The organism is Alteromonas sp. R7 (assembly GCF_055755235.1).
The window spans coordinates 1-19,973 of record NZ_JBVTQX010000016.1 but is presented as its reverse complement, the minus strand read 5'-3'; the positions used below and the strand labels follow the sequence as shown (position 1 = coordinate 19,973).

Genomic DNA, 19,973 nt, shown 5'->3' with positions numbered 1-19,973 from the left:
TCTCATAACTCCTTTGAGGTTTAACAGCATAATAAAACGCCACTTTCAGATTATGGTCCATGGTGCCACTAATAGTGCTCTTCTTAAAGCTAATATGACTGTATTGTCTCCATAGCACTGCTTCCTACTTATTACTTTTTGCTCTCACAACAAAATTTTCATCTGCTGTAATTCGTTCTAATAGTTCATTTACTGCTTCTTCCGAATACTGGTGTCGTTTAGAGAGATTGCTGTAATAATGGTACTTATTGTTGCTTTGTTTCTTCCACCCCTGTTTATTAACACATGATTGGATACAGTGTTGATTCAATGATGGGCGGCCTTGGTTGTCACGCTTTGGTAGAATCTTTTCTAGTTTTTCTATCGCAAAATCTCTAAGTAAGATCTCGTTGACTCTTTTCATCAAACCACCCTGGCTAAGGGGATGTGATTTATCTGGGTCAATTGGCTTTTCGACAACCATGGCCTGGCGCAGATTTTTCAGATCTTCAGCACTGCCGTTTGCTTTTGCAATGACGACCTGGTCTCCCCCCTCTTCCTTAGCAAAAACCAGTGACACACGCATAGGAATAGCAAACCCAATATCATCCTCTTGCTCAATCTGGTCTTGCAATGTGGTTGCCAATTCAAGGATTTCTGTGGCTGCGTCACCATAAAGCGTCTTTAACATGGACGCAGGCGGTAATTTAAAGTCGCCGACTAACGACATCATTCCTGTGTGTTGGGATGAGATAAAAGGTACGTCAGCAAACTTTTCAAATTCAGAAGAGTAATTTAATACACCAGACTGGAATATTCTTGACGCAATAGATTGTAGTTCGGGCATTAAAAGGTGAACCGCTTTATCCCGCCAATCAGCAACTTTTTCTACATTTCTGCGTATTTGGCTCTTGCCTTCATATAGGTGTTCAAGGCAAATACGTAAAGGCTTGGTTTTTCGTAGTCCCTTTTTATTGGCCTTTTCATATATAAAGTCTTCACCTTCTCGTTCAATTAACATCGATTTGCAAAGTTGTTCCCATGCCGTGCAAAACAGTAAAACAAACCCATCGAGCTTGTTTTCTAATGATGGCCGGTTATATAACTCTAACGCCAACATCATATTGTCTTTAGACTTTTTCAGCAGAGCCTTGGCCAATTGAGATTTGCACTTGTGCCCTAACTCTTGGAAATGTTTACTTTGGGATAAGCGTTTCTTAAATTCGGTGAAAGAAATATCAAGCGTATTAACAGCTTCAAACTGCCCGCCACCAACATCGGTAACGAATTGGTTTATTTGGCCTTTGCCAAAATAGGTTTTGAAAGTGGCAGGTTTCCAACCTGCAGCGGCAATGACCTGGTCTTTATTAAAGGTTTTACCGTTTCTTTCAAAACGTTGAAGAAACTCGAAAAACATTTTTTGTCCATTTTTACCCGCCATGACAACTCCTTGTTTTCATGTTTAATACTCTGTATCAATAGCATTGAAGATATTGATTAATATTCCGTACCTTTTATTTATGCAGATTCAGGATAAAACGAGTGATACAGGTCATTACAAAAAGTGAGGAGTTCTTTAATGAAGGCATCCTTTAAATAACACACATTATCTTCACTATCAGACTTGGACCAATAAAAGCCTTCACAACCTGTGCTCTGAATGGTTTCCTTGAATTTGTCTCTTCTAGTCTTCTCCCACTCTACGCCGTTATGCATCACATAGTTACGATAGCCAAACAACACTCTCATGTGTGTGGCAAAATTTATGGGTAATTTGTTGGATAAGTTTAACGCTTCGAACAGCTGCAAACTGCCACCGACTATTCCGGTCTCAATTTTTTTGGATTGGTCACACCAGTATTTACCTACATCCCAGAACTGTTTGGCCTTGGTCATTTTTAATGTACGGACATGATTGGAATCCTTGGCGCTTTCACCTTCATTATTCTTAATCGCCAACGTTTCATTTTTTATTAAACTTTCCAAAAATTGCGCCAGCGCCGCTGCAATGGAACTCGACATGAAAGCATCAAAATATGCCGAGGTAGCACAGTCATCAGCGTACGCATCACCACCTCTCTCACCAGAATAAAGGCCGGTGTGTTTACCCACTTGGATGTCGGTACTATTAGCTGAACTTTTTTCCAACAACACCTCAACCAGTTGATTCAAACCGTGCAATTGCATGTAGGGATCGTATTCGGGGAAATAGTAACTGGATGGTTCTGGCTCAATATCTGAAAGTTTATCGATTCCCCATCGAAAATCCTTGGCCTTCATGATACTTGTTCCACAATCGCGTCAGTGAGATGAAGCTGAGTGCCATTAGCATCTTTCAGACGGATTTTAAGCGTATCGCATAAAGACATTAACTCGTCGACTTTTACAACTATTCGCTGCTGTTCTTCAACAGGCGGGATCGGAACCCAAATTTCTCTAATCGTCGTCATTGACAAACTCGGTTGCGCAGTAGATTTCATTGATTTAAAGAGCTGGTTGCGACCTAGAGGACTATTTAAATATATACACAGGAAATCTAAATTCACATCCGCAAAGGGTTCTACTTTCGCTACGTTGGGCGCAAGGTGCCAACGAGTTGTTTCATTAAAAATACAAACGTCACCAATGCCCGCGCCAATAAATGTTACTAATAATGAAGGCCTATCTAGTGCACTCCGCGGTAGCATTTCTGATGTTTGTTTGTCTAGATATTTAAGGTTCTCTTTCGACGGTTTGAAAGGCCTAACATTTTGAGCCCTTATAACAGGTATTTCCCCCTTATCTTTTAAATCGAAGTACTTTGTATATTCGAAACCCGCAAGTTTCGTTACGAATACGAGGTCATTCAATAATGAAGTTTTCCATGCATCAGGGAAGTCCGCCTCAAGTTCATCAGAAACAGTGACCTTTTTGGGTTTTTGTATCTCTTTTTTACAAATTCTTTCATTTCGAGCGACTTCAATTCTATCGAACAGACTTAGCACTGGTTCGTCGCTAGGGTCTTGTTTGACGAGTTTGCCCATCACGGCGAGTTGCAGAATGGTTTGTTTTAGCTGGTCGATGCTATCTTCGGTTGTGAAAAGTACATCAAAGTGTTCGCTAATGCGCTGCCAGCTTTCATCGAGTTCATCGGCATCTTTGGCATTTGTCAGCGTTTCAAGCAGGGTTTTGACCAGGGTCTGATGCGCTTCGATACTGGCTTCGGTTTGTGACTCCAGTTGGTCACACAGGGCCATCAATTCTTTAATCTTAGAAACTATATTCTTTTGCACCTCTAGGGGTGCAAGTGGAAACTTACAATTTTTATACTCTGTTTTGTTTATTTTCGGTTGCCCAGTCCCCGTGTTAACAGAATTAAGATAAGCCCAATATTGTGGAGACTGAGAAAAATATAAAAAATAATCTTTATCTATTGTTTCTGGCAAAACTACCATAAACATATTGGGTGCAAGTGTAGCTGGCATATTCAACTCAGGAACGAGCAACGTTGTACCAACTCCTGCTCCTACATTTGCGATTACTAGTTCACCACCATGAACAGAAGATTTATTTAAAAAATTGTACCCGTGTTCATCAGTGTACTTGTAATTACTGTCGTTTGTTAGACCGTGGCGCAAATCTGTCAAGCGTACTAAAAGTGCATAATTTTTCGTATCGTAATATTTGACATTTGATTTTAAGGTAGAAAAGCTGCCATTTGCTTGAAAGTCAGTGATGTATGTAATCACCTCATCAAGAAAGCACTCTTTCCAATTTGATGGTAGTCCAGGCAACTTATACTCATCATGCAATCGTTTAAATGCTTGAATTCGAACCCCTTTGATCTTATGAAAACTCTCTTTTTGCTTCTTAAAATCACTGAGAACAGAATCAAAATCCTCTTCTAATGAATCGTTAAAAAGCTTGCCTGAATACGCCATTTGCAAAATGAGCTCTCGCAATTTTTTAATACCATACAACTCAAGCTTGTTTGAACTGCCTCGCTGCGAGGCGGATTTGGTTTTAATGGCTGATGTCCAAATATCGATATTTTCGGTAATAAGGTGTTCAACAGACATTAGGCATTACCCTCGCTGACGTCGCTTGATTGGCCTGATGATAAGGCCTCACTCAAAATCCCTTTCAATTGGTCACGTAACGCCTGAATTTCATCTTGCTGAGTCTGATACTGTTCAAGTAACTCTTCAGGGTCATGACTAACCTGCTCACCCTCGTGTGGGTTTTTTATGTCCAGGTTAAAGTTGCGCTGAATGACTTCATCTATCGATACCTTCCAAGCCTGCTCATTTTCAACACGGCTGGTAAACCCGTCTTCTTCACTGCCCCACCAATTCATTTCAGCCTGAAATTCTTCAAACTTCATTGGTTTGGTTTTCGAATAGTTTTTCACGCCTTCTGGGTATGGGTGCTCATAAAACCAGATGTCCTTAGTAGGCTTACCCTTAGTGAAAAACAGCAGGTTAGTTTTGATACTGGTATAGGGGTTAAATACACCATTGGGCAGTCGCACGATGGTGTGCAGGTTGCACTCTTCTGTCAGCAGTTTTTTGATTTTGGTTTTTACGCCTTCACCGAAGAGCGTTCCGTCAGGTAACACCACGGCTGCCCGCCCACCTTCTTTTAGGACTTCGACAATCAACTGCAAAAACAAATCAGCGGTTTCACGGGTTTGCATTTCAGACGGAAAATTTTTCTCAATACCGTCTTCTTCAGTGCCGCCAAACGGTGGATTAGTGACAATCACATCAAAGTCAACATCCCAACTTGATAGTGGCTTATTGAGCGTATTGTCATGTTTGATTTGAACCGGCACTTCAATGCCATGTAGCATCATGTTTGTGGTAGCAAGCAAGTGTGGCAATTGCTTTTTTTCCACCCCATGGATTTGCTTTTGCAGTGTTTGATGGTCGCTTCCGGTTTTAACGTAGTTGGTTTTAATGTGGTCGACACTGCATGCCAGAAACCCGCCTGTACCGCACGCTGGGTCGAAAACCTGCTCGCCTAGTTTGGGGTCTACCCGATTCACCATAAAGCGAGTCACGGCACGTGGTGTATAGAATTCACCTGCATTGCCTGCACTTTGTAAGTCACGTAAGATTTGCTCGTAAATATCCCCAAACAAGTGGCGTTCTTTGGAATCGGTAAAGTCGACCTCGTTTAGTTTGTTGATGACCTGACGCAGCAACGTGCCGTTTTTCATGTAGTTAAAGGCATCACTGAAGGCTTCACGTACTACAAACCCTCGCGGGTTCTTGTCGATAGGTGCGGTCAGGTTTTTCAGAGTGGGAAACAAATCGTCATTGATAAACTCCAGCAACTCGTCACCGGTAATGCCCTGGTCATCGGCGGCCCAGTTGCGCCACAGATACTTTTCAGGAATGGGCTCACGATAATCATCTATTTCAAGCTCAAGCTCTTCTTCCTGTGCATCAAATATTTTGAGGAAAAGCAGCCAGGACATTTGGCCTAATCGCTGGGCATCGCCATCAACTCCTGCGTCTTTTCGCATAATGTCCTGAATGGATTTAATGACTGTACTAACTGACATAAAAACTCTCTTATTCTTGTTTGGTTTAGGCCGTGAATGCGCTACGCACTTTTATCGGTTGTGCTGTATATGGCCTGTTCTAATTCTGTGATTGCCTGGTCGTATTCTTTGCGACCACCAAAGCCCTTTTTGACTATTTCGGTGACTGAGCCAATGTCGCTAAAAGGTTGTACTTTTATGGTCTGGAGGTTCTCAACTTCAAGCACGCCTGCATCGGCATACTTGTCCAAAAGCTTGTCCAACACCTGCTGAGCTTGTTCGGAATACTTGGTGAAATAGTTGCGTTTTTTGACGTTATTTGCTCGTTCTTTGCGCGTGAGTGGTGGTTGGTCAAACGCAACGTGACATATCATATCAAAGGGATCGATTCCCTCTCCCACCTCTTGTTCAAGAGCTTCCCACAAAATGCCTTCACCGGCGAGCTCGTCGATAATGGTTTGCTTGCGTTCTGTTTCGTTCCATCTGCGCACAAAATCATCTAGCGATGTGAACTGTTTTGATAAGGTTTTACGGGTGTAGTCTTTAAATGACTCGGTGACCAATTTCCCGTCTGTATCATAATACTGGACCCGCTCGGCCACTTTACTCACTGTTACGCCATTTACATGATACTTTCGGACCTCACCACCTTCATCATCACCGTCCGTTGTCCAGTCGCCTTCATCAATGGGACCAGAATCATCAGGGAACCCATCTGGTTCATCATGTCCCTGCACGTCCTCATTATCGTTATCTGTGTCAACGATAATGTCGTCAAAACCTGAATCAGGATCATTAATGTCATCCGGTTTGGTTTGGATGATTTTCTCGGGTATGCCGTCAAAGCGTTCATCAGCAAACAGCTCGGTGGCTTTTTTGAAATCTAATATGGTGAACCAGAGCTTGCCGTATTTATCGTCAATACGTGTACCACGCCCTATAATTTGCTTAAACTTGGTCATGGACTGAATATTCTGGTCGAGTACCACCAACTTACAGGTTTTGGCGTCGACACCTGTTGTCATTAGTTCAGAGGTCGTTGCAATCACCGGATAGGCTTTCTTAGGGTTAATGAAGTTATCCAGTTGCGCTTTACCCACTTCATCATCGCCGGTGATTTTCATCACGTACTTGTCGTTTTTCGCCACCTGCTCAGGATTACAGTTAACCAGTGCGCGGCGCATACGTTCTGCATGGTCGATGTCGTTACAGAACACAATGGTTTTGGCCATTGGGTCGGTACGCTTGAGGTAGTTCGTAATGGTTTGTGCAACCAGTTGGGTACGCTCATCAATGATCATTGTGCGGTCAAAGTCTTTCTGATTGTACACGCGGTCTTCGATTTGGTTGCCGTGTTTGTCTACCTGGCCTTTGGTTGGACGCCAGCCCTGTAGGTCAACATCAATGTCCACTCGCACTACTTTATATGGTGCAAGAAAACCATCTTCAATACCTTCTTTTAAGGAGTACATGTAAACCGGCTCACCGAAGTAGTCGATGTTACTCACTTCATCCGTCTCTTTTGGCGTTGCTGTTAGGCCTATTTGGGTAGCCGCATTAAAGTACTCGAGGATTTCACGCCACGCACTGTCCTCTGCCGCACTGCCACGGTGACACTCGTCAATGATGATAAGGTCAAAGAAGTCACGGTCGACTTGCTTGTACGCTTTTTGTGATTCTTCTGGCCCCGTTAACGCTTGATATAAGGCAAGGTGTACTTCATAGGCAGGGTCAATTTTTCTGCCGGTTATTTTGGTCATGGCCTGACCAAATGGCTGGAAGTCGTTAATTCGTGTTTGGTCAACGAGTACATTACGGTCTGCCAAAAACAAGATGCGTTTTTTGGCCTTGGCCTTCCACAACCGCCAGATGATTTGAAATGCGGTGTAGGTTTTCCCCGTCCCCGTTGCCATAACAAGCAACACGCGATCTTGACCAGATGATACTGCCTCAACCGTTTTATTAATGGCCTGCAATTGATAGTAGCGAGGTGACTTTCCGCTGCCATCGTCATAATAATCCTGTGTTACGATAGGCAACTGGGTTTCCGTAAACCCTTTATACGCTGAATACTTTGACCACAACTCGGTTGGTGAAGGGAAATCATCGAGTGAAATCTCCGACTCAAGCTGATTTAGATTGGTTTTGTCATGAAAAATGAAGCCGTCGCCGTTGCTGGCGAACACAAACGGTACGTCAAGCAATCGGGCATAGTCCAGCCCTTGCTGTATACCTTTTCCCACCTCATGCTTATTGGCTTTTGCTTCTATCACTGCTAGCGGTATTGATGGCTTGTGATAAAGAACAATGTCGGCTGATTTAACCGTTTTTCGCGCTGCCGCCATCCCGCGCACAATGACCTTACCATCGCGCAATTTCACTTCCTGACGAATTTGCGTCATGTCATCCCAACCAGCGGATTTTACTGCTGGCATGATAAACTTCGTAATAATGTCTGTTTCGCTGAGAACTTTTTTGTTTACCGTGTCCACAATCAGATCCCTCTAATTTTTACAAATAACACTTGCAAGTAATTGTCAAATAGCGCTCAGAGCATGACTTGCAACGTATAACAGTAATTTAAGTCAATTCAGAGCCTTTAAGTCGTTTGATAGAGCTTATTCTAAACAAAGTGGAGTATGCCACAAAAGCCCATATCTTTATCCATTGTACGACCTAAATTTTCTTAGTCTTATTAAATTTGTCTACTCTGATAACAATTTAGCTCGGAGCTCGGGGTTGCCAACGTCATGAAATCCACAGCGATATCTTTATTATTTTTTGTAATCACCTGCTCAATATTCTTTGACAATATTTGTCTATTCTCTATTGGCCCTAAAGGTATTCTCATGTTGCCCCAAACAACCCATATATCGCGCCAATCAAACTCTACTCTATCTGCGAAATCAATATTGCCTGAATGTTTGACACAAAACATGAGACGAACTTGACTCATCGCATGGGCTGTATCACCATTATATCTCTCGAGATTACTTAAAGCTCCTTTGCAAGAGTGAAAAGCAACTTCTAAGTTCGAGTTATTGTAAAAGGTCGTATCCGCACCTTGATAATGATTAGTGAAAGACTCTCTTTCTAACCAAGTGCTCATTTCATTTTTCTGTGCTCTATTTAAAACAGGGATTACGACATAGTGATGTTCACCGCTGAATTTTGATGGCTTAACTGGCTCCAAGGAAGGGTATTCATAGAAGGATTGCATATTAAGCTCCTTTTCACTATCTTTGTTATATTGCATACAAAAAAGCTATTTTTGTTACTGTTAAGGTTAAACGATGTGTACGGAAAAAAAGCACTATCCGTAATAAAAAACAAACACATCCGTACTCATAATAAGTACGACTAAAACCATAAATATAGCCATTAGCTATTGATAAAACTAAGTTTATTCAAATATACCATCTTTTTCCGCCTACTGTTCTTTCGCCATTAAGCGCTTTTTCTTTAGTCTTGAAGAGAATGTTCTCTTGTTTTCATTTACTTTACTAATGAGGCCACAAAAAACGACATTCGGTGATAACTGCTCCTTACTTTCTTTGACTTGCACGAGAAACCCTTTCTTCCTTAATTGAGTTAAAGAGTTTTTGATCGACTGATTAGAAATCCCTAGAGCCTCTCTCGCTTCAGCTCTAACAAAAGTTGAAATATCTGCTTCGTTGTTCGCGTCAACAAAACTCATTTTTGATGCTAAAAACAGCAAAAGCTTTAACTCGCTTCCAGACAGCTTGAAGAGCTCGTGGAGCTCTTCTGTGAGAATTGTGAAATATTTGTTTCTATCTCTCACAACTTTACTTGTTTTAGTATATGAACGTTCTTGATGAGTAATCACCTCACCATCAACCACCTCTTTTTCTTCAAAAACTATTTGTGTTGCCATTGCCTCGGTCTCATTTAGCTGTACAAATTTGCTACTTCCTGACTGTATACCATGAAAGCGAGATAATCAACAAAACCCTATAAAAACAATAACTTAAAACAATATAACCAAGTAAAGTTAAGTATTGCCAACGGTATTCATCATTTATATCCACAATATAACCAATTTACTTACACTCTTTCCCACGCATGTCACCTGAACGCTGCCCTCATATAGAGAGGCTATCAATTTTGTTGATGCTAGGCGCTAAGTATGATGTTGCTAGACGACTACATCGCTCTCGACTCATGTGAGCAGCAAGATTATTAATTTTACTTGTATGCTCATTCTTCACATACGAAGACTTGATTGACGATTTAGTATCAATATCTTGTTCGTTTACAAAAATTGTTGCTTTTTTCTTGTGCCGAGATAAAGCTACATAAGTATTCGCGCGATCCATTCCTGTCGTATAGTAAACGAAGCTTTCACCATTCACTGTTTGCCCCTGGCTGCTATATACAGTTTGAGCATAAGCAGGTGTTAAATATGTGCGTTTCTTGCTATCGCAGTAAATGCTCGTGTTTATTTCGATATCGCGTCCGTTATCGAGCCGCACTTGTATGAGCAACTCTCCATGTTTATTCTCCCCAATGACGTGCACAGTTCCAATATCGCCATTTGTGAAGCCAAGTGACGCATGATTTTTCGTTAAACGTAATCTATCCCCTTTTGAAACATTAAATGCATTGGATTTCCCATTCACGAGGCCCTTTACTTCTATATTTTGTTGACCAACACGTCCTATACTTTGTAGGTATTCACGAGCAATGTTGTTTAGTTCATTCACGACTTCCCAGCGTTGCGCCAAAAGAAGGTAAGGTGTACCGGGGTTATCTTGTACATAACTTTTCCAACTATCGACAAGTAGCCGAAGCGTTTGATGATGATCTTTGCCAAGTTTTAACTGCTCCCGCTTTATATATTGCGCTATCGCTTTATCTGCATTACCATCGCGAAAGTCACACACAGCTTGCCTGTCCCACGGCTGCTTTTGCCTAAAAATAGTTTCTATTCTCTTTGTACCTATCACCTCAGGTGATGATAAATACTTGAGCATACCACCGTGTCGAATGGCATCGAGCTGTTTGTCTTCTCCCACTAAAATTACTTTGAACTGATATTGTTCAGCGTGACGAAGAATATTGCGCAATTGAAATGTTCCAACCTGCCCTGCTTCGTCAATGATAAGTACATCATTTTTCTGAAGTGGTGAGTTTCCTCTATCAAGAAGCATCTGTAACCGAGTGAGTGTAAAGCATTCTATGTTTGTTGAGTCTTGCAGCTGATTTGCCGCAGCTTTTGTTACAGACGCTCCTATAACTCGACGCCTGTTTGCATGGCAAACATCGACTACAGCGCTCATCGATGTCGTTTTACCCGCGCCGGCAGAGCCTTGGATTATACTGAGATGCTCGGGCATACATGCTTCTAGAGTAGCTTCCTTCTGCTCATCACTCATACACACCGGCTGCATCTCACAAATGTTTAAGATTTCTTTCTGTGACAATGCTGTCGACTTTGTCTCTCTGAGACGTTTTGCTAACACAATCACTTCTCGTTCAGCATCAAGAACTTGAGAGGTAGAAAATACTTTTGTCATCTCATTTTCATGCGATAAGTTAATGACAGCGCCTGTAGTGATGGCTTTCTGCGCTAAGAGTTGCGCGTGAAGTCCTGATTGGTTTGTCTCTAACGCTAGAATTGCTGCCGCTTTATAGATAACACATTCTTTAAATACCGCTTGTGACTCAGCCAGTCGAGCTACTAGCGTCTGTACCGTAAATTCTGGAGCCTCAGCAACTTCCTGCTTTGACAATCGCTTGAGAGCATCAATTTCAACACCATGCTCCGAAATCTCTTTCTGCCATTGTTCGAAGAGCGCTGGGCGGTCGACATGAGCTTTTTTTGAGCGCGTCATCTTGCTTATTCTATCGCCTGCTTTTGAGGCTCTTGATGTTATTTTACTGCTGGCTATCGCTGAGGCGATGTCATTAGAACGTTTCGAAAAGTGTTTACAAAGTGTTTCTGGTACACCGACAATATCAAAAGCCTTACCACTCTTTGTAGTGACTATTTGATAACCTAACCGTTGTAGTGCGGCGGCAAGATGGGCTTGATATACCGCGGCGGAGGCAGTGCGCCACGCATAGAGCTGGCGACCAATAATAGTCCCCCAACCTCCATCTTCAGCTTGTGTAAGGTTTAAAATTATCGCGTGTGTGTGAAGATGTGGATCTTGAGCACGTGTCGTTGAGTGGTTGTAGCAAGCAATAAGAAAGCCATTTGAACGAACTACCGTCTTCCCTCCCTTTTCTTTTCGTGTGAACGCTGCACTTTCTTCTAGAAGTAGAAGAGCTTGCTCGACAGCTTCATCGTGCGCACGCTCAATTAATGCTCTATCTTCTTTTGACGCTGCCGCCCACAAAACTGATACACTTTTTGATGGGCTGAACACGTTGTCGTACCCCGGTACTCTGCCAACACTATCGGCATTTTGAACCATTTTTTCCTTTCCGTTTTTGCTTAGCCCTCTCATTAAATAGCTGAACTGTGCTTTTTGAATTATGCCATCTAAGCCTAATATCGCAGCCAATGTCCCCTTCCAATGACCAGGTGGCTCTCCTCCATTCAAATAGTAATCTTCTGCTGCCAAGTCTTCGTAGTAACTGACGCTTAGGACGGGCGCTATAGCGTGCATTTGTGCCACCTACTTCTTCATAAACGGGTTATCATGTTTCTTGCGCTCAGAACATTGATTCATTGAAGCATCGACTTCACGATATTTGTTGATAGGGACGGATGCTGGCGCGATGGCTTTAAGTGAGGGGTAAGGCCACTTCAATTTATAAATCGCGCGACTCCCGGGAAGAGTAAGATAACCACTCACCCCTTTCTTATCCGGCGCGTCTAAATGAATAAGTGACTCTTTTTGTACAAGCGGGACATCTTTCTCACTGCGCGTCACAGACTTCCCACCTCGCTCATCTACTGTTGTAGACTCGCTGTAAACAGCACGCTGTCCCAACAATTTACTGCATGTTTCTGCCGCACCGCCTGCTGCCCCTAACTTCAACGCGTAGACCGTGGAGAACAAGGATAGGATAGTCTCTGCTTGTCTTTCACCATATATCTGTTGCACTTGAGACAATATTTGCGTGCCAGCAATAGTACGCGCCCCTTTTGAACGACAGCGTGATAGCCATACCTCTAACGCGGTATTCTTACTAATAGCCGCAAGTTCATCGAGTACCACCCAAATTTCACGCGTCTGTGAATCCGGCATGGACAAAACTTTGTTGGTCATCATTGAAAAGAGTGCTAAGAATAGCGACGCACTCATTGAAGCATTTGCATGATTGGTTTTTACAATGACTTTTTGCTTTTTACTTTCAGAAAACCAGTCCTTTAGTGAAAAGATTTGTGCATTATCTGGCTTCGCGTCTTCAATATAACGCAACCAAGACAACTGTGTTGCCACTACGGCTTGCACGCTCGCCGTCGCTTTTTGATCTGACTCAGTGAAAAATGTCGCCTCCGGGAAGTGCTCAATTAACGCACTTCGAAGTTTTTCTGACTCCTCAAAAAGGCGTTTATGAAAATCTGCCCAGCCCCAAGAGGGCGTGGTTTCAATTAGACTGACGAGCGCCCCGGTGACCAATATTTTTGCGGCATCCGTCCAGAATGGCTCGTTTGTGGCGGGTGAAATAATTGCATCAGCAAATGTTCTCGCATCGTGGTGCGTTGTAATATCCTTGGACAGCTCCCAATAGACGCTTCGCACATCGCCGGGAGAAAGCACACAGGTTTCGCCATCAAGAAACAGCTCTGTGTACTCGCCTTTTTCATCATAGATGAGCGCAGTACACTGGCGTCGAAAAACCTGACGTAATAACCCTTTTATAATTGTCGACTTACCCGAGCCTTGCATACCAAAGAGAAAAAAGTTACCTAACTCTGAAGCTCGGGGAAGCGCAAATCCAGGGTGCGGCATAAGACCACAAGTTGATATCTTTGATTTAAATACATGATTTGCGTGCCTGATGGCCCTAGCGCCCTCCAACAGTATAGGACCATCAATGTGTAAATAGCGCCGATTTTGTCTTTCTTGCACTGTAATGAGGACAGCAGATACTGCCCCAGCACAAACCAACGCGTTAATAAGCGGATACCGCCAGAAGAAGTCCCACGCCACGTAGATAATATGGGCGACGTGAAATGGCTCTGCGAAAGCGAGAGAAATGGTGTAAAACACCCCGAAAGTCACCGCAACATAGAATATAAGCAGCAGCCCGGTTTTCATCATGTTCACGACTCAAACAGACGCAACGAAGTGGCTTTATCACAGAATGATTTCGCCTCATTTTCGTCGTAATTAGCGACCACAATAAACATCGCCAAGATACGTTTCAGCAGATACTTTTCATGCACCTTCAATATTCGCTCTACTTTCTTGTCGAGTGTTTTTCCTTGTGAGGCAAGAAGCCCATCTGTGAGCAATTTAGTCGCCGTCGCTGTGACGCTATCCCCTGTGCTTTCTGCGAGGGCCAATAAAGCATCATATTCAGCGCGACTTAATCGAACATGGACGCCTTTCTTTTGTTGTAACGTCATTATCAATTTCTCCTATCTTTAGCTATCACGGCTAACTTCAGTCATTTTGCGTCACACCCAAAAGTGAACGCTAATAGTGATATCACGGTGGATAGCACGCATCACTCTTTGCTGCTGCTTGATACAAGCGCTCGCAACGCTCTATTGCTAGCACCGCAGGTGCCAAGTGTGTCAACAAAAAACGCTTTTTGAATAAAAGCTCGGATTTTAGTGCTTAGTAGCTTTATTACGAGCTCACATCATCATACCTTGCGAATTCTTCATTTTATCACAATTTAAAATTACCAAAGCTAATTTAGCCAATAATTTCATATACTTAATTGACAATAAAACAAAGAAAAAATTAGATAAGGCCCTCATTGCTGCAAAACTATTAGCGCTATGATTACAAATGCGTTGACGCACATAAATGTGCTACACATGTTATACAATTTCTTGATTTCACAATGCCATGGCATAATTAGCATAGAAAGTAGTGTAGAGAAGATAAGGAAGTGTCTATGTCTGTGTTCATAAATCGTCTACCAATAGGAGCATTGCTTTCCTTTATTTTCTTCAGTACATCACTAACAGCATATGCCGAGTCTGAGTTGGAAAAGCTTGAGCGCTACGATAGGGTCAGCGCTAGGATTATATGGGAATGGGGAAAAGGAGGAGATGTAACCGAAAATGGCCATTTAGTTCAGCTTTATCATGAATCCGGTCTAGCAAACGATACGTCCTTTCTCGGAGTAATTTACCGAAACCTGCTTTGGGCATCAGACCCATGGCCAGAAACATGGCTTATAGGCAAAAAGCCAAAACCAATCACAGAAAAAAACTGGTTGCATTTCAAACAAACAGACCCTTTTCAATACGCAGTTGTTAAAGCCACCATAATTTTTGAGATATGGAACTACAGCTCAAAGATGCCCTCATCAGCATTCGCATTAACTACTCAACAAGCAGTAAATCAGCTTGAAGCGTTAGAACACGAAATGGTAATACAAGGAAGCGTCTCGTCGGCGGCATGGGTAAGCGCACAACTTGGACGAATATACGACGATATAGACCCCATCAAAGCGATAGAAAAGTATGAATATGCTATACCGTATCTGAAAAATATTGGCTCAAAAGATAAGCGCAAAGTGTCCGATAGCCTCACAAAAGACGCAGCCTTAAGGAGCGTAGCTCGCGTTTATAATAGCCTCAACATGCATCATCATGCTCTCGTTAAGATTCGCCAAGCAATTTCCGAAACGCCGTTGGAATGGCGTGAAGTAACGGACTACTATTCAGAAATATTAGCGCTTGCCAGACTAGGGCGATTCGAAGAGGCCTTAGACAAGACTGATATGCTAATCGAAATGGCTGAAACAAAAAAGTTGGCAAATTCACAAGAGGGCGTGAATGAAAATTTTTTAGCTCGCCTGCTAAAATTAAGTGTGTATACACATCGAATGGCACCTGGCGATAAAGAACAGATGCGCGTATTGCTCAGTCAATTAAGTGAATTATTACCGGAGATAGGCCTTTACAATAATGATATCTTGATTGAGACCGTCAATCTTTTTAGCGTTGCTGTAAATGGGACGGGTGATGAACTCAAGGATGCAGAAAAACAGTATTTGAATACAGTGTCTAACTCGGACTTTTCTAATACTGATTGGAAAGTAGTGGCATACCATAACTTTCGTAGAGCCAATGAAATTCAAGGTAATTTTGTAAGGGCCCTCGAAAATGAAAGACTTTCACGTCAAGCGCAGTTAGAGCTTAATGCGCAACATTTTGAGACGCTTGGCGATTTAAATGCATCGGATGCATTATTACGCGATATCGAAATGGTTAATTTGCGCCAAGTAAAAGTTGAACAAGAGCGGCAGCGCTTGGCATTAAAAGCACAACAGCAACAAGGTATTATTCTGATACTCGTTGCCATATTGCTAGCAATCACCACTTTTTGGTTCTGGCAGCGACAACGAATTGTCACAAAACTCGCTGGCGTAGACTCCCTCACAGGCGCTATGACTCGCCGTTCGCTTTACTCGTGGTATGCCAATACTACTTTCAATCGTTCAACAAGCTGTGCTGTGCTCATCGACCTTGACCACTTCAAACTTATTAATGACCAGCATGGACATTTAACCGGCGACGAAGTCTTGACGTGCTTTTCAAGCATAGTTCAAGACAGAATAAGAAAAACCGATAAGCTGTGCCGATATGGCGGCGAAGAGTTTCTTTTGATGTTGAAAGACAGTAAAAAAGAGGAAGCTGAATTGCTCATTGATGATATTCGAGAACGACTCAGAGCCCATTCAAAATGGAATACCACAGACGCATCTCTTGTAGTCAATTTTTCAGCAGGTATAGTTGAAACTAATACAAATGCTGAACTCGATACACTTATTGACCAATGCGATAGGCTACTATACACCGCAAAAAGTAACGGACGGGCACAAACCGTCGTTGGCTCTTTGCGCTGCTCGAGTTGAAATATTGCTGATCAGCGCAAAGTATTTGCATAAACGTTAAAATTGAGTGACAACTATTACTGCCATTTGCTCAGTTAATAGCTAAGAGTCTCTATCGCCTCTTTCAATTTCGATAACTTAGTACTCTCTCGCCCAGCATAAATGCCCCACGTGATCTCAAAATTCTGGTCATGCCCTAAAATTTGTTTGGCAATATAACCATCTACGCCGTTGTTTTTAAACCATGACGCAACGGTATGTCGACAGCAGTGAAAATCAATTAACAGACGCATGTCGACTTCACTCGATTTATCCATACCGAGATTTTTCAAAACATTTCGATTAAACCATTTACTCACCGGTGTTCCACGCCCATCTCGAATGGCACTTTTTGTATCAGCAGGAAGTTCAGGAAAGAGGTCTGTCTCTCCCCGTTGAATGAGCTGCTCGATGTAGCTAAACAAACCCATTTCAGCCAACTTACTATGAACCGGAATGTGTCGTTTAGCGCTTTCCGTCTTTCCTTGTTTTTCTGTTAAATCAAAATACCAAATGCCATCAGCTTCTTTAACATCGCGAAGCCTAAGCCCAGCAATTTCACTTACCCGCATGCCTGAATAAAGCGCAATAGGTATGAACCATCTTGCAGCATCACGAAAAAGACGCGCTTCTTTCATACTCATTGGTACATAGCTTAATAATTTGTCTATCTCTAAAGGTGTGAACTGTCGACGTTGCATTTGGTGCCTTTTTTTCATCCTCAGCGCCATGCCCTGGAAAGGGTTTTGTTCGATATACTTAAGCTCTTTCCTCACCGATTCAAAAAAGACACTTATGTTCGACAGATATTTATTGATCGTCTTAACGGACAAGGTGTCCTGATTTGATCGACCTGACTTTGTATTAATAACAGTATTTTTGTATTTTAGTGCATCTTCAACAGTAAACTCTGTGACAAGTTTATCTCCACCAACTAATTTCGTAAGCACAGCAAAAGATTTTTTATACTGAGCTTGAGCGCTTTCGCCGACCGTTTTAAATTGACTCAAGCAGAAGTTGTGAATACACGTATCTAAACGCTTATGCGTATTATCTTCCGCTTTTTGTTTACGCTCGATACGACGCGCGAAGGCAGTGTATTTCTTGAGCGATAAAAGCAGATTTATGAAATCAGCGTCTTTAGAGAGAGCTACCTCAGGTTCATTATTTACAAGTTCAGGAGAATAATTCTTATATTCCTTCCCGAGCTTTTGTAACTCGGCGATCAGCCGATTTAACATAAGTGCATCTTCGGCACGAGGATCGACGTTGAACCCAAGCGATTGCGCTGCCTCACATAAATCCTGCACCCTTGACGCATTGGGGGTTGGATGCATATCTGCCATTTCACCCAACCCATAATGCTTTTGTAACACACTGGGTCTAACCGTTCTCAAGATTTGTAACTGCTCTGGTTCAAAAAGCCCAACTTGAAGCATCTTCTTACCTAGTGCTAGCCAATACGTAAAGCGGGCCTTTAAAAAGGATTTCGTTTTTAGTGCAAACATACGCTCGTCAACGCCAAGCTTGTCCATCAATGCGCCTAAACGTTTGCCGTTTAGGGGGTGGGATCCAAATGCATACTGTTCTGCGTTTTCCATGTTCATTTCTTCCTTTAATCGTTTCACTATGAATTGTGCTAACCACATTGCCTCATCAAACTTAGAGGTCTTAAGCGATGCGACAAAATGTGACGAGTCGAGGGTAAGGTAGCTTAATTTTTGAAAAACGAGATTTTTTCTTATACGAAAATAATAATTTTTAGAGTTTTTAATGCGGTATAGATATAAAGGAGTGCGCGACATAATTCACCTTTTGTGTGGCAAAGTTATGTGGCAAAAAAGAAAACCCCATTTTTAAAATCAGATAAACTTTTTTAAATCATGGGGTTATTGTATTTGGCGGAGAGAGAGGGATTCGAACCCTCGATACGCTATAAACGTATACACACTTTCCAGGCGTGCGCCTTCAGCCACTCAGCCATCTCTCCAAATTTTGTATCAAGAAGATTTCAACGACGAAAACCCTTGAGCGCGCGTATAGTAGGTAAAGCCGCGCGCTTAATCAAGAACTTGCTGGAAAATATTCAGCAAGTGCTTATAAAACGTGCGCTTATAGCCCGCCCTTCGCTTTTAACTCGGCTGAGAAGTTAAGCATGCGATCAAGTGGAATAAGTGCACCTTTACGCAATTCATCATCAACAAAGATTTCATGCCCATCAGTTTCGCCCGTTAAAGACGCCTTAATCGCTTCTAAGCCGTTCATTGCCATCCAAGGACAGTGAGCACAGCTTTTACACGTAGCGCCGTTACCGCCCGTTGGAGCCTCTATAAACGTCTTCTCTGGAGTAAGTTGTTGCATCTTGTAAAAGATGCCTTTATCGGTAGCAACAATAAAGGTGTCGTTATCCATGGTTTGCGAGGCTTTTATCAATTGACTGGTTGAGCCAACTGCATCTGCCATTTCTACCACGCTTGCGGGTGATTCAGGGTGAACCAGTATCGCGGCATTTGGGTACAGTGTTTTCATGTCTGCTAGTTTCTGTGCAGAGAACTCGTCGTGAACGATACACTCGCCCTGCCACATTAGCATGTCGGCACCCGTTTGCTTGGCAATGTACGAGCCTAAGTGTCGGTCAGGGCCCCAAATGATTTTCTTGCCCTGGCTGTCTAAGTGCTCAACGATTTCAAGCGCGATGCTTGACGTTACTACCCAGTCGGCGCGTGCTTTTACTGCCGCTGATGTATTCGCGTAAACCACGACGGTGTGGTCAGGGTGCTGATCACAGAATTCGCTAAACTCTTTTACCGGGCAACCAATATCAAGCGAACACGTTGCTTCAAGTGTTGGCATTAGTACGGTTTTTTCAGGGCTAAGAATTTTTGCCGTTTCACCCATGAAGCGAACGCCAGCAACAATTAAGGTTTGTTCTTGTGCATCTCTACCGAAACGCGCCATTTCCAATGAGTCTGCCACGCAGCCACCAGTCTCTTCAGCGAGTGCCTGAATTTCATGGTCGGTGTAATAGTGTGCGACAAGCACAGCGTTACGGGCTTTAAGTAAAGCTTTGATCTCAGCCTTTAATTCAGCTTTACGTGCTTCTGACAATGGCTGTGGTTTTGCTGGGAACGGGTACTCTACCTGATCCACTCGAAATGCTACTGACATTAACCTACATCTCTGTTGCGACAAGGGTGCGGATTATACCCAACTGTCATAAAAATTACACACTACCTAATCAACATAAGGGTAATTAAATAGTCGTAGTTATGCTTACCTGTTCTACTACATGGGGTTAGGTAAACCAGATCAAAGTGCAAATGAGACGAGTAGCGTTTTAAAACGCAATAAGCAGGCTCTTCATCATTAACGGGGGACATCCGCATTCATTAAACTGATTTTGCGAAGAATCATTTAATGGAGAGTACAG

The 19,973-nt window shown here is 42.6% G+C and carries 13 protein-coding genes and 1 tRNA gene; 1 reads left to right on the top strand and 13 read right to left on the bottom strand.

The features are described from left to right. Positions 1-124: 124 nt before the first annotated feature. The 10 genes from AC0J2X_RS19095 to AC0J2X_RS19050 form a co-directional block, all read right to left on the bottom strand. Positions 125-1,420 (bottom strand): DUF3644 domain-containing protein, encoded by a 1,296-nt coding sequence (locus tag AC0J2X_RS19095; RefSeq protein ID WP_472996332.1) that lies wholly within the window; start codon positions 1,418-1,420, stop codon positions 125-127. Positions 1,421-1,497: 77 nt separating this feature from the next. Next, complete coding sequence (locus AC0J2X_RS19090; RefSeq protein ID WP_472996331.1) at positions 1,498-2,259, bottom strand: hypothetical protein; 762 nt, start codon at positions 2,257-2,259, stop codon at positions 1,498-1,500. Further along, entirely contained in the window at positions 2,256-4,037 is a 1,782-nt protein-coding gene (locus AC0J2X_RS19085) for a restriction endonuclease subunit S (RefSeq protein ID WP_472996330.1), read from the bottom strand. Before AC0J2X_RS19085 ends, AC0J2X_RS19090 begins: the two co-directional genes overlap by 4 nt. Further along, positions 4,037-5,527, bottom strand: a complete 1,491-nt coding sequence (locus AC0J2X_RS19080) for an N-6 DNA methylase (RefSeq protein WP_472996329.1) — start codon at positions 5,525-5,527, stop codon at positions 4,037-4,039. Before AC0J2X_RS19080 ends, AC0J2X_RS19085 begins: the two co-directional genes overlap by 1 nt. Before the next feature lie 41 nt (positions 5,528-5,568). Continuing rightward, entirely contained in the window at positions 5,569-7,941 is a 2,373-nt protein-coding gene (hsdR, locus tag AC0J2X_RS19075) for an EcoAI/FtnUII family type I restriction enzme subunit R (protein ID WP_472996347.1), read from the bottom strand. Between the two features lie 260 nt (positions 7,942-8,201). Next, on the bottom strand, positions 8,202-8,726 hold the full coding sequence (locus tag AC0J2X_RS19070) for a hypothetical protein (RefSeq protein WP_472996328.1): 525 nt from the start codon (positions 8,724-8,726) through the stop codon (positions 8,202-8,204). Between the two features lie 210 nt (positions 8,727-8,936). Continuing rightward, complete coding sequence (locus AC0J2X_RS19065) at positions 8,937-9,401, bottom strand: hypothetical protein (protein ID WP_472996327.1); 465 nt, start codon at positions 9,399-9,401, stop codon at positions 8,937-8,939. Between the two features lie 208 nt (positions 9,402-9,609). Beyond that, the gene (gene mobF, locus AC0J2X_RS19060) at positions 9,610-12,141 is read right to left on the bottom strand and encodes a MobF family relaxase (protein WP_472996326.1); all 2,532 of its coding nucleotides are present in this window, start codon (positions 12,139-12,141) and stop codon (positions 9,610-9,612) included. Positions 12,142-12,150: 9 nt separating this feature from the next. Then, positions 12,151-13,746, bottom strand: coding sequence for a type IV secretion system DNA-binding domain-containing protein (locus AC0J2X_RS19055; protein ID WP_472996325.1), 1,596 nt, complete (start codon positions 13,744-13,746; stop codon positions 12,151-12,153). 2 nt (positions 13,747-13,748) lie between these two features. Next, positions 13,749-14,054 carry a hypothetical protein gene (locus tag AC0J2X_RS19050; RefSeq protein WP_472996324.1) on the bottom strand — a complete coding sequence of 102 codons (306 nt, stop codon included), beginning with the start codon at positions 14,052-14,054 and terminating at the stop codon, positions 13,749-13,751. Positions 14,055-14,644: 590 nt separating this feature from the next. Here AC0J2X_RS19050 and AC0J2X_RS19045 point away from each other — a divergent pair. After that, positions 14,645-16,525, top strand: coding sequence for a GGDEF domain-containing protein (locus AC0J2X_RS19045; protein ID WP_472996323.1), 1,881 nt, complete (start codon positions 14,645-14,647; stop codon positions 16,523-16,525). 74 nt (positions 16,526-16,599) lie between these two features. On the opposite strand, the gene AC0J2X_RS19040 is transcribed toward AC0J2X_RS19045, so the two are convergent. The 3 genes from AC0J2X_RS19040 to nadA form a co-directional block, all read right to left on the bottom strand. Further along, positions 16,600-18,348, bottom strand: coding sequence for a site-specific integrase (locus AC0J2X_RS19040; RefSeq protein WP_472996322.1), 1,749 nt, complete (start codon positions 18,346-18,348; stop codon positions 16,600-16,602). Positions 18,349-18,442: 94 nt separating this feature from the next. Further along, positions 18,443-18,533: transfer RNA gene (locus tag AC0J2X_RS19035), tRNA-Ser, on the bottom strand. 122 nt (positions 18,534-18,655) lie between these two features. Continuing rightward, a complete protein-coding gene (gene nadA, locus AC0J2X_RS19030; RefSeq protein WP_061485250.1) occupies positions 18,656-19,711 on the bottom strand; it encodes a quinolinate synthase NadA in 1,056 nt (351 codons plus the stop codon). Positions 19,712-19,973 lie beyond the last annotated feature (262 nt).

Bases quoted from the DNA above. Each gene is read 5' to 3' on its own strand.
- AC0J2X_RS19055 (WP_472996325.1), bottom strand. From the start codon at position 13,746: ATGATGAAAACCGGGCTGCTGCTTATATTCTATGTTGCGGTGACTTTC.
- AC0J2X_RS19050 (WP_472996324.1), bottom strand. From the start codon at position 14,054: ATGACGTTACAACAAAAGAAAGGCGTCCATGTTCGATTAAGTCGCGCT.
- AC0J2X_RS19090 (WP_472996331.1), bottom strand. From the start codon at position 2,259: ATGAAGGCCAAGGATTTTCGATGGGGAATCGATAAACTTTCAGATATT.
- AC0J2X_RS19040 (WP_472996322.1), bottom strand. From the start codon at position 18,348: ATGTCGCGCACTCCTTTATATCTATACCGCATTAAAAACTCTAAAAAT.
- AC0J2X_RS19065 (WP_472996327.1), bottom strand. From the start codon at position 9,401: ATGGCAACACAAATAGTTTTTGAAGAAAAAGAGGTGGTTGATGGTGAG.
- AC0J2X_RS19095 (WP_472996332.1), bottom strand. From the start codon at position 1,420: ATGGCGGGTAAAAATGGACAAAAAATGTTTTTCGAGTTTCTTCAACGT.
- AC0J2X_RS19085 (WP_472996330.1), bottom strand. From the start codon at position 4,037: ATGTCTGTTGAACACCTTATTACCGAAAATATCGATATTTGGACATCA.
- mobF (WP_472996326.1), bottom strand. From the start codon at position 12,141: ATGCACGCTATAGCGCCCGTCCTAAGCGTCAGTTACTACGAAGACTTG.
- nadA (WP_061485250.1), bottom strand. From the start codon at position 19,711: ATGTCAGTAGCATTTCGAGTGGATCAGGTAGAGTACCCGTTCCCAGCA.
- hsdR (WP_472996347.1), bottom strand. From the start codon at position 7,941: ATGCCAGCAGTAAAATCCGCTGGTTGGGATGACATGACGCAAATTCGT.
- AC0J2X_RS19070 (WP_472996328.1), bottom strand. From the start codon at position 8,726: ATGCAATCCTTCTATGAATACCCTTCCTTGGAGCCAGTTAAGCCATCA.
- AC0J2X_RS19080 (WP_472996329.1), bottom strand. From the start codon at position 5,527: ATGTCAGTTAGTACAGTCATTAAATCCATTCAGGACATTATGCGAAAA.